Annotated in this window: 8 protein-coding genes; 6 read left to right on the forward strand and 2 right to left on the reverse strand. The window is 34.4% G+C overall.

What is annotated here, in order from left to right; translation table 11 throughout:
* The first annotated feature begins 2,427 nt into the window (after window positions 1–2,427).
* The 5 genes from ASF10_RS24570 (at window position 2,428) to ASF10_RS16615 (ending at window position 9,655) form a co-directional block, all read left to right on the forward strand.
* Window positions 2,428–3,795 (forward strand): gliding motility-associated C-terminal domain-containing protein, encoded by a 1,368-nt coding sequence (locus ASF10_RS24570; RefSeq protein WP_317039054.1) that lies wholly within the window; start codon window positions 2,428–2,430, stop codon window positions 3,793–3,795.
* Between the two features lie 46 nt (window positions 3,796–3,841).
* Window positions 3,842–4,774 (forward strand): type IX secretion system membrane protein PorP/SprF, encoded by a 933-nt coding sequence (locus tag ASF10_RS16600; RefSeq protein WP_056251295.1) that lies wholly within the window; start codon window positions 3,842–3,844, stop codon window positions 4,772–4,774.
* A 12-nt stretch (window positions 4,775–4,786) separates the two neighbouring features.
* On the forward strand, window positions 4,787–6,721 hold the full coding sequence (locus ASF10_RS16605) for an OmpA family protein (RefSeq protein ID WP_056251297.1): 1,935 nt from the start codon (window positions 4,787–4,789) through the stop codon (window positions 6,719–6,721).
* Window positions 6,722–6,966: 245 nt separating this feature from the next.
* On the forward strand, window positions 6,967–8,973 hold the full coding sequence (gene ligA / locus ASF10_RS16610) for an NAD-dependent DNA ligase LigA (protein ID WP_056251300.1): 2,007 nt from the start codon (window positions 6,967–6,969) through the stop codon (window positions 8,971–8,973).
* Window positions 8,960–9,655: a lysoplasmalogenase family protein gene (locus ASF10_RS16615; RefSeq protein WP_056251303.1), complete on the forward strand. Its 696-nt coding sequence runs from the start codon at window positions 8,960–8,962 to the stop codon at window positions 9,653–9,655. The genes ligA and ASF10_RS16615 overlap by 14 nt, the downstream gene beginning before the upstream one ends.
* On the opposite strand, the gene ASF10_RS16620 is transcribed toward ASF10_RS16615, so the two are convergent.
* Complete coding sequence (locus tag ASF10_RS16620) at window positions 9,641–10,552, reverse strand: bifunctional metallophosphatase/5'-nucleotidase (protein ID WP_056251305.1); 912 nt, start codon at window positions 10,550–10,552, stop codon at window positions 9,641–9,643. The genes ASF10_RS16615 and ASF10_RS16620 overlap by 15 nt on opposite strands.
* A 51-nt stretch (window positions 10,553–10,603) precedes the next feature.
* Window positions 10,604–11,383 carry a 5'-nucleotidase C-terminal domain-containing protein gene (locus ASF10_RS16625; protein ID WP_056251310.1) on the reverse strand — a complete coding sequence of 260 codons (780 nt, stop codon included), beginning with the start codon at window positions 11,381–11,383 and terminating at the stop codon, window positions 10,604–10,606.
* Between the two features lie 47 nt (window positions 11,384–11,430).
* Between ASF10_RS16625 and ASF10_RS16630 the strand changes: the two genes are divergently transcribed.
* The gene (locus ASF10_RS16630) at window positions 11,431–11,943 is read left to right on the forward strand and encodes a DUF6913 domain-containing protein (protein ID WP_056251312.1); all 513 of its coding nucleotides are present in this window, start codon (window positions 11,431–11,433) and stop codon (window positions 11,941–11,943) included.
* The last annotated feature ends 8 nt before the right edge of the window (window positions 11,944–11,951 follow it).

Consider the following 11,951-nt stretch of genomic DNA (forward strand, 5'->3'; position numbering starts at 1 on the left):
GTTCAGTTTAACGAAACAAATATCGTTTGGTATACAGCTCTAACAGGTGGAACTGCGATTCCGTCAACTACACCTTTGACAAGCGGAACTTATTTCGCAGCCTTATTAGATGCTACCACAACTTGCGAAAGTGCCGTTAGATTATCAGTAACGATTAGCGTTACAGATCCGGCTACGCCAACATTGGTAACAGCAGGAACACAAAACTTCTGTTTGGTAAATGCGCCAACCTTTGCAAGTGTTCAGTTTAACGAAACTAACATTGTTTGGTATACGGCTTTAACAGGTGGAACAGCGATTCCGTCAACTACAGCTTTAACAAGCGGAACTTATTTCGCAGCATTATTAGATCCAACTACTAATTGTGAAAGTTCAGTTAGATTATCAGTAACGATTAGCGTTACAGATCCCGGAACACCAACATTGGTAACTGCAGGAACACAAAATTTCTGTCTGTTAAATGCACCAACCTTTGCAAGTGTTCAGTTTAACGAAACTAATATTGTTTGGTATACAGCTTTAACAGGCGGAACAGCGATTCCTTCAACTACACCTTTGACAAGCGGAACTTATTTTGCAGCATTATTAGATGCTACCACAACTTGCGAAAGCGCGGTTAGATTATCAGTGACTATAAATGTTTCAGATCCTGGAACACCAACCTTGGTAACTGCAGGCACACAAAACTTCTGTTTGGTAAATGCACCAACCTTTGCAAGTGTTCAGTTTAATGAAACTAATATCGTTTGGTATACAGCTTTAACAGGCGGAACAGCGATTCCATCAACTACGCCACTTACAAGCGGAACTTATTTCGCAGCATTATTAGATGCTACAACAACTTGTGAGAGTGCCGTTAGATTATCAGTAACAATTAGCGTTACAGATCCGGCTACGCCAACATTGGTAACGGCAGGAACACAAAACTTCTGTTTGGTAAATGCACCAACATTTGCAAGTGTTCAGTTTAATGAAACTAATATTGTTTGGTATACGGCTCTAACAGGGGGAACGTCGATTCCGTCAACTACGCCACTTACAAGCGGAACTTATTTCGCAGCGTTACTAGATCCAACTACAAATTGTGAAAGTTCCGTTAGATTATCAGTAACCATAAGCGTTACAGATCCTGGAACACCAACATTGGTAACAGCGGGAACACAAAACTTCTGTCTGGTAAATGCACCAACTTTTGCNAGATTATCAGTAACCATAAGCGTTACAGATCCTGGAACACCAACATTGGTAACAGCGGGAACACAAAACTTCTGTCTGGTAAATGCACCAACTTTTGCAAGTGTTCAGTTTAACGAAACAAATATCGTTTGGTATACAGCTTTAACAGGCGGAACAGCAATTCCGTCAACTACAGCTTTGACAAGCGGACCTTATTTTGCAGCATTATTAGATGTTACAACAACTTGCGAAAGCGCTGTTAGATTATCAGTAACTATAAATGTTTCAGATCCTGGAACGCCAACATTGGTAACGGCAGGAACACAAAACTTCTGTTTGGTAAATGCACCAACTTTTGCAAGTGTTCAGTTTAATGAAACAAATATTGTTTGGTATACAGCTTTAACTGGTGGAACAGCGATTCCGTCAACTACGCCACTTACTAGCGGAACTTATTTCGCAGCATTATTAGATGCTACAACAACTTGCGAAAGTGCTGTTAGATTATCAGTTACTATAAATGTTTCAGATCCTGGAACACCAACATTAGTAACAGCAGGAACACAAAACTTCTGTTTGGTAAATGCGCCAACATTTGCAAGTGTTCAGTTTAATCAGGCAAATATCGTTTGGTACACGGCTCTAACAGGCGGAACAGCGATTCCGTCAACTACACCTTTGACAAGCGGAACTTATTTTGCTGCACTAAAAGATGCTGTTACAAATTGCGAAAGTATTACCAGATTATCAGTAACTATAAATGTTTCAGATCCTGGAACACCAACATTGGTAACAGCAGGAACACAAAATTTCTGTCTGTCAGATGCACCAACCTTTGCAAGCGTTCAGTTTAATCAGGCAAATATCGTTTGGTATACAGCTTTAACAGGCGGAACAGCGATTCCGTCGACTACAGCCTTGACAAGCGGAACTTATTTTGCTGCTTTAAAAGATGCTGCTACAACTTGCGAAAGTGCAGCAAGATTATCTGTAACCGTTGTAGTTGGAAACACAAATACGCCTACAACCAATAATGCAGCTCAAAACTTCTGTTCAACCAGTGCTCCAACATTTGCGAGTATTCAGGTAAACGAAAGTAATGTAAGTTGGTTTGCAGCCGCTACAGGCGGAACAGCAATTCCGTTAACTACAGCTTTAGCTTCCGGTACGTATTATGGAGAAATTACAGATCCTGTAACGGGATGTAAAAGTGCAGGTCGTTTAGCAGTTATGATTACGATTGTGAATCCAATGTCAACACCAACAACGAATTCTTCAACTCAGAATTTCTGTTCTGTAAATGCGCCAAAAGTTTCTAATATTCAGGTAAACGAAGCAAATGTAATCTGGTATAATACTCCAACAGGAGGAACAGCGATTCCGGCAACAACAGCTTTAATTACCGGCATATATTACGGTGTTATAGCGAGTGGTTCAGGTTGTGAGAATACAGCAAGATTAGCAGTTACTGTAAATGTAAATACACCGGGTATTGTTACTACGCCAAAACCAAATCAAACATTCTGTTTGTCAGCAGTTCCTACAATTGCAAGTATTATTGTAAATGAGGCAAATTTAGTATGGTATACTTCTGCAACGGGAGGAACACCATTAGCAGCAAATACGCCGCTTACAGCTACAACATATTATGCAGCAGCACTTAATAATACAACAAATGGTTGTGAGAGTGCTACGAGATTAGCAGTAACGATTGCTTTTGAAAATGATGCTTTGGTTCCAATCACAGCAACAGACGATACACCATGTGTTTTCCAGGGAATCACTTATTCAATTGCCAACGGAAAATCTGATTATGTGTGGTCAATTACAAACGGAACTATTACCTCTGGTGGAGGAAATGCTGACGGATCTGTAACCGTTTCATGGTCTGATATTGGACCTGGAAAAGTAGAGGTTAAATATGTAAATACTTGTAACGAGACTACAACTAAAACTTTAAATGTTACTGTAGCAACTTGTTCTGACTTAACGATAACAAACACAGTTAGTAATCCTACACCTAATTTTGGTGAGCAAATAACATTTACTGTAACTGTAAATAATGTTGGTCAGGGTAATTTTATAAATACGATCGTAAGCGAATTATTACCAAGCGGATATGATTTAGTAAGTGCATCTACAACTGCAGGAACATACGATTTAGGCACTCAACTTTGGACAATTCCAGCTTTGAATGCCGGACAAAGCGTAGTTCTTACAATTGTTGCAGAAGTATTACCAAGTGGTAATTACCTTAATGTTGCAACTGTCGAAATTTCGACTCCTTTAGATGTTGATGCATCAAATAACTCGGCTTCAGCTTCTGTTGAACCAATTTGTTTGACAGTTTACAATGAGTTCACTCCTAATAATGATGGAGCTAATGATCTTTTCAGAATTGATTGTATAGAATCATATCCAAATAATGAGTTGAAAGTTTATAACAGATACGGTTCATTAGTATATAGTAAACAACATTATGAAAATGATTGGGACGGAACCGCCAATGTATCCGGAGTGGTTAATAGAGGAGATATGTTGCCAACAGGTACTTACTTTTATGTGATAACCATTGGAGATGGATCGGCTAAAAAAGGATGGTTATCTATAATGAGATAATCAGCTGTATTAATCATCTAATTAATTAAACTTAATAAGTATCGTTATGAAACTATATATAAAATCATTAGAAACGTATTTCATTTTAATATGTTCTTTTATTACATTTTGTGCCAGTGCACAACAAGATCCGGAGTACACGCAATATATGTACAACACAATGTCGGTAAATCCAGCTTATGCTGGATCTACCGGAACATTAGAAGCAACACTTTTACACCGTTCACAATGGGTTGGAATTGATGGAGCGCCAGAAACACAATCATTTTCTATACATTCTCCGTTGCGAAACGAGATGATAGGTTTGGGATTAAGCGTCGTAAATGACAAAATTGGTCCATCGAACGAATTGTATCTGGACGGAAACTTTTCCTATTCAATTCCGTTAGGATATGAAAAAAGATTAGCATTTGGTCTTAAAGCAGGAATGAGAATGTTGAATGTAGATTGGTCTAAAGGAAGATACTATAATAATAATGATGTTTTATTAAATCAAAACATCGACAATCAAATGAAATTAGCTGTAGGAGCCGGGATTTACTATTATACAGATAAATGGTATTTAGGATTCTCGATTCCAAGCTTTCTTCAAAATGATTATTATGACGACGTTCAGGAATCTATAGATTATGATCGTTTGCATTATTATTTGATGGGAGGTTATGTTTTTGATCTGAATCCTAATTTAAAGTTTAAGCCGGCATTTTTAGTAAAAGCAGTGAGTGGAGCGCCACTTACTGCTGATATATCGGCAAACTTTATGATTGCAGAGAAATTTGTAATTGGAGGATCTTATCGAACAGATGATTCTGTGAGTATATTGGCAGGTTTTCAAATATCCAAAAGTTTCTATATCGGATATGCCTTTGATTACACCGTTAGCGATTTGAACAAGTACAATGATGGAACTCATGAAATCATTTTACGCTATCAATTCAATAAAAAAGAAAGTAAAATCAAATCTCCTAGATTCTTCTAAACATAAAAACCTATGAAAAAATTATATATCCTGAGTTTAGTCTTGAGTTTTACATTTGGTTTTGCTCAGACTAATTTAAAAAAGGCCGATGCTTTGTTTAAAAACTACTCTTACTTAGATGCTTCAAAAGCCTATGAAGAATGTTTGCAGAATATCGAGAATCCATCGGCTCAAACGATAAAAAATGCTGCTGACTCTTATTATTTTATTTCAGATGCCAGGAACGCATTAAAATGGTACAAAAGATTGTACGAAATACAAGGAAATAACCTGACAGATATCTATTACCTGCGTTACATCCAGACAATGAAAGCAGTTATGGATTATGATGATGCCGATAAAATCACAAAGGAATATCTAAATAAAAAAGGAGATCAAAAAGAGATCAATCGATATGTTGCCCAAAAGAAACAACTGGACAGCATTGCGAAATCAAAATCTCTCTATCAAATTAAAAATTTAGAAATCAATACCGGCAAATCAGATTTTGGAGCAACGTTTTATCAGGACCGAATTGTATTTACATCATCCAGAGATACAACAAATTTTGGAGAGAAATTATACAACTGGAACAATCAGCCTTTTCTGAATTTATATGTTGCAGAAAGAAATCCTGCTGATGGGAGTTTGTTTAATGATGCTCTTTTTATGCCTAATGTAATGACCAAATATCACGAAGCAACAGCAAGTTTTGATGCCAGTGGAAAAACTATTTATTACTCGTCGAATATTATTAAAAAAAACAAATTGGTTATTGACAGAGATAAGATTAATAATTTTCAGATCCTTAAAGGTACCATGGTCGACGGAAAAGTAGAAAACCCACAAAAAGTTTTCTTTGATAATGATGCTTATTCAGTTGGTCATCCATCCTTAAGCGACGACGGTCAATGGCTTTTCTTCGCATCAGATATGCCTGGCGGATACGGCGAAACAGATTTGTATGTAGTTAAAATTGCAGATGATGGTACAATGAGTTCACCACAAAATCTGGGACCAAAAATTAATACACTGGGTAATGATCTTTTTCCGTTTTTTCGTAACGGGATACTTTATTTTTCTTCAGATGGACATTATGGCTTGGGAGATTTAGATGTATACGAAAGTAAAATTCTTGCAGATGGAAGCTTCGGTACACCAAGAAACCTGGGAACGCCCATAAATAGCAATAAAGACGATTTTACTTTTATAATCGACAAAACCGGCACTTATGGTTATCTGTCATCAAACAGAGCAGGAGGTAAAGGAGATGATGATATTTATTCGTTTGTAAAAGGAGAACCGGTTTGTAATCAAAATATTTCCGGTAAAGCATTAGACAGAAAATCTAAATTGCCTATAACAGATGTTACTGTTGTTGCTTATAATTCGTATAACGAGATTCTGGCAGAAACAAAAACAAATTTCGAAGGAAAGTATGCCGTTACAGTTCCTTGTAATAAAACAGTTCGACTAGTAGCTAAAAAAACAAATTATAGCGATGACGAAAAAACAGTAGAAACGACCAGGGAAAATGAAGGCGAAATTATCGATGTTAATTTTGAATTGAGTAATTACGATGATTTAGTAGTCAAAAAGAAAGGTGTTGAAAAAGTAGATGTAAACCCAATTTATTTTGATTATGACAAATACGATATTACACCTTTGGCAATAGAAGAACTGTCTAAAGTGGTTTTTATAATGAGAAAATTTCCTGCTATCAGAATCAAAATAGAATCACATACAGATTCCAGAGGAAAAGACGCCTATAACCTGAAATTGTCTGATAACAGAGCAAAATCAACACGAGACTATATTGTTTCGCAGGGTATCGATACATCAAGAATAGAAAGCGCCATAGGTTATGGCGAAACACGCTTGATTAATAAATGCAAAAACGGAGTAAAATGCACAGAAGAAGAGCATTTGTTAAACCGAAGATCAGACTTTATCATTATTCAGAAATAGTTTTATATTTGCGCACCAGGTTGTTGATTATCAGTGTAAAAATATAAAACGAAGAGACCATTTGGAAGTTGGTTTTGTTTAATTCTTTTTAAGAATAATGGGCAAGAAGAAAATCAAGTTGCATCGTTTTGCAACTTGATTTTTGATTTTATAAAAGTTTGATTTTTTACTGTTTTTCAACAAAAATAATCCTAATTTTGATATTCAGTTATTCAAAAACACAACCTCCAGTATTTTAATATTTTATGAGTATTCAAGAAACAATTCAAACATTAAGAGATGAACTTAATCAACATAACTACAATTATTATGTGTTAGATAATGCCACAATTTCTGATTACGATTTTGATATTAAACTAAAAGAACTTCAGGATTTAGAAAACAAAAATCCCGAGTTTTTTGACGAACATTCGCCAACACAGCGAGTGGGAGGAATGGTAACCAAGAATTTTAAAACTATTGCACATCAATACCGCATGTATTCCTTAGATAATTCATATTCTAAAGAAGATTTGCTTGATTGGGAAAACCGAATCCAGAGAGTTTTAGGAAATGTGAATTTGCAATATACATGCGAATTAAAATATGATGGCGCATCTATAAGTATTACCTACGAAAACGGAAAACTGGTACAAGCCTTAACTCGCGGAGATGGTTTTCAGGGAGATGAGGTAACCAATAATATTAAAACCATAAAATCAATTCCGTTACAACTAAAAGGAAATTATCCGGAAAGATTTGATATTCGTGGCGAAATTATTTTGCCGTTTAGCGGATTCGAAAAAATGAATCAGGAACTGATAGAAATTGGAGAAACGCCGTATTCAAATCCAAGAAATACAGCTTCAGGAAGTTTAAAATTACAAGACAGCGCTGAGGTTGCAAAACGCCCGCTAGAATGTTTATTGTATTTTGTAACCGGAAATAATTTGCCATTTTCATCTCAGTTCGATGGACTGGAATCTGCCAGAAAATGGGGATTCAAAGTCCCGGCCGAAGCAAAATTAGTCAATAACATGCAGGAAGTTTTTGACTTTATAGACTATTGGGATGTTCACCGCCATAATTTACCGTATGAAACTGACGGAGTTGTTGTAAAAGTTAATAGTATACAACATCAGGAAGAATTAGGATATACAGCAAAATCGCCACGTTGGGCAATTGCTTATAAGTTTAAATCAGAACAGGTTTCGACAAAATTAAATTCGATTACTTATCAGGTAGGTCGAACCGGAGCCATAACACCAGTCGCTAATTTAGCACCTGTACAATTGGCAGGAACGATTGTAAAAAGAGCTTCTTTGCATAATGCAGACCAAATAGAAAAATTAGATATCAGGATAAATGATACTGTTTTTGTTGAAAAAGGAGGAGAGATTATCCCTAAAATTATTGCCGTAGATTTATCTCAAAGACCTGAAAACTCAGAACCAACAAAATACATTACACATTGCCCGGAATGTCAAACCGAATTGGTAAGAAATGAAGGAGAAGCCAATCATTATTGTCCTAATTTCTACGGATGTCCTCCGCAGATTATAGGCAGAGTACAACATTATATCTCAAGAAAAGCCATGGATATTGAAGGTCTTGGCGGAGAAACGGTTGCTTTGCTTTTTAAAAATGATTTAGTTCATAATTATGCAGATTTATATGAGTTAAAAGTAGATGATATTTTGCACCTGGAAAGAATGGCAAAAAAATCTGCTGAAAATCTGGTAAATGGTGTTGAAAAATCAAAAGAAATTCCGTTCGAAAGCGTTCTTTTTGCACTCGGAATACGTTTTGTAGGCGAAACCGTTGCTAAAAAATTAGCCAAACATTATAAAAATATCGACGCATTGAGCCAGGCTTCCTTAATGGATTTGATTTTGGTGGATGAAATTGGTGAAAGAATTGCTAAAAGCGTAATTGAATTTTTTGAAAACGAAGAAAATAAAAAAATAATCGAACGCCTGAAAAGTTATGGAGTTCAATTTGAAATTGTAGAAAAAATTAATCCAAATGCTACCAATAAATTTACAGGTAAAACATTTGTAGTTTCAGGAGTTTTTGCACAATTTTCGAGAGACGATTTAAAGAAAACGATCGAAGATAACGGAGGTAAAGTAGGAAGTTCAATTTCTGCCAAAACTGATTTTGTAGTTGCAGGGGATAATATGGGACCGGCAAAATTAGAAAAAGCAAATAAATTAAATATCCCTATATTATCCGAAGAAGATTTTATAACCAAATTAAATGAAAGCGAATAAGCCGTCTTTGATTTTATTCTTTACAGCACTAGTGTGTACAATTATTTTTGATTGTACACAACAGGATTTTTATGCACTCTATTCTAAAACCATTGTACTTCCTGCAATCTTTATTTACTTTTTAATAAGCAGCGAGTTTAAAATAAATAAAACACAAGGATTAGTATTTTTGTTTTGCTTTGTAGGTCAGGTTTTTGATCTGATGGATGTCGAAGTTTCTGAGATTGGCGGAGTTGTAAGTTTTCTAATTGTTTACATCTTAATCCTAAAACTAATAATAATAGATAACGACAAAATTAAACTCAGGCGTAAAGATATTCTGCCGGTTTCTATAGTAGTTATATTTATTGTTTATCTGCTGATTTCAGTACTAAGCCTGCAATCAGATAACATGAAAAAGTTTAATCTGTTATATACCTTTTATGGAATCGTATTAAGTATTTTGAGTTATTTTTCGTTTGTAAACTACATTACAAAAGGTACCTATATAACACTTTTAATGTCATTAATGGCCATCAGTTATATATTCTCGGATATATTCTATATCTTCAATGAATATTTTTCTTATTCTGTAGTACTGGTTTTAATTCGGGATGTAACTCAAATTTTGGCTTATTTCTTTATGGTAAAGTACTTTTTAGAAAAAGCCAAAATTCAAAAAAAGGTATTATACAATAATTGATCTTCCCTGATTAGTGTGCGCTTTATCCTTATCAAAGTAAAAATCTATTCTTCCTAAATTTATTCCGTAACAGCCCACTTGATTTACTAAAACATCTTGTCCGGCTTTGTTTTTTACGATTGTTGGTTTATCTAAAAAAGTATGCGTATGTCCGCCAATAATCAAATCAATATCCTGAGTTAGTTCAGCAAATTTCAAATCACTAATTTTTTCTTCATCTTCTTCGTATTTATATCCCAAATGTGAAAGACAAATTACCAAATCACATTTTTCTTGTTTTTTAAGTAATTGTGTCATATCCTGAGCAATTTCAATAGGATCATTGTAAACCGTTTCCTTGTAAAGTTTTTTGTCAACCAATCCGGCAAGCTCAATCCCTATGCCAAAAACTCCAATCTTAATACCGTTTTTATTGAAAATTTTGTACGGTTTTACAAGCCCATTCATGACCGTGTTTTTAAAGTCATAATTAGAATTAATAAATTCAAAAGTAGCATGTGGCATTTGTGCGTGCAAGCCATCAAGACCATTGTCAAAATCATGATTTCCTATTGTAGATGCATCATATTTCATCATACTCATTAACTTAAATTCAAGTTCACCACCGTAATAATTAAAGTAAGGTGTTCCCTGAAAAATATCACCTGCGTCCAGTAAAAGAACATTTGGATTTTCCTGACGAATCTTTTCTATAAGCCCAGCCCTGCGAGAAACACCACCTTTATTTGGATTAAGGGGGTCATCAGCCGGAAATGGATCAATATGACTGTGAACATCGTTAGTATGTAGAATTGTTAAGTGTTTAATATCGCTCATTTCAAAACTACTCAATGATAAACCTAAACTTAATAGAGCAGTACTAGCAGCCGTTTTTTCTATAAATTCTCTTCTTTTCATTTTTTATGTTTTTTGCACAAATGCTGTATTTTATATTTATTTGAGATGATTTTATTCTTCAGTAATTCTGATATCATTAGCTATCGGAATTGTATCTACTTGCTTGAAATAATCAATCAATACATTTCGAAGTTTGTAATTCAAATCAAATTTCTCAATACCTTTTGCGAAAAAAGCCATACTGTCACCGCCGTTTGCGAGATAATCATTTGTAGCTACATAATAAACTTTATTAAGATCCAGAGGTTTTCCTTGTATTAGAATATTTTTTGCAGTATTATTTTTTGTAATCGTAAAAGTCATTCCGGATAGTGGTTGTGCTTTTTGAATTTTAATAATATAAGAAGTTATCTCCAGAATCTGATCTCCTTTTAATGCTACTACAAGGAGGTTATTTTCAAATGGCATAATTTCATAAGCAGTTCTTGTGGTAATATTTCCTTTTGGTAAAATTGCTCTTATACCACCATGATTCAACAAACATAAATCGATACTTTTTTTTTCTCGGGCTTTAAAAACAATATTCCCTCTTTCTATACAAACATCTGCTAAAAGATTTCCAATACTTGTTTGCCATTTTCCGTTATTTATATCAAGCGTTTCAGGACTATACGCAAGAACGCTGTCTAAATCCTTATTAATGTGATTGCGATAAGGCTTAATAAAAGCTTCAATTTTTGGAGATTCACTATCTTTTTCATCAATAGGGAGTTGTTTTCCTTCTATCTTGGTCAAATTATAATGTTTTTGACTACAGGATAATATGAAAAAAAGTGTTAAGAATATAACAAAAAGTTTTAAAAATCCGTTATACTTTTTTAGTTTTACCATCTTAAATGCGACTTAAATAATTAATTTTGTAATCTGGCGAAAGTACTATGTTTTTAAATTATATAAAGGAATTTTTTGTAAAAAAAACATTAAATAAAAACTTGAATAATTTCAAAAACGAAGTCTTTACAAGCAATATACAAACAATTGGTTTGCTGACTGATGAAAGTAATTTTAGACATTCGAAAGAGCTGGCAGATGAATTGGTTTTGCAGGGTATAGCGCCTCAGAACATAAAAATTGTTGCCTATAGAAGTAAATTTAAAGAAAAAGAAACGTATTCTGTCCCTACTTTTGGTAAAAAACATATCAATTGGAATGGAGAAATTACAGCCGTTTTCTTGAATGAATTTATAGACACAGAATTTGATCTTTTGATTAGTTATTATAATATCGAAATAGCCATTTTGATGATGATAACCAACCAATCAAAAGCCAGGTTTAAAGTGGGATTTGCATCTGTGGATAAAAGTTTAAATCGATGGATGATAGATACCACTATGGAGAATTACAAACTTTTCGTACACGAATTGTTTAAATATTTAAAGAGTATAAAATAAAATATAAA

The sequence above is a fragment of the Flavobacterium sp. Leaf82 genome (genome assembly GCF_001422725.1).
Classification (GTDB): domain Bacteria; phylum Bacteroidota; class Bacteroidia; order Flavobacteriales; family Flavobacteriaceae; genus Flavobacterium.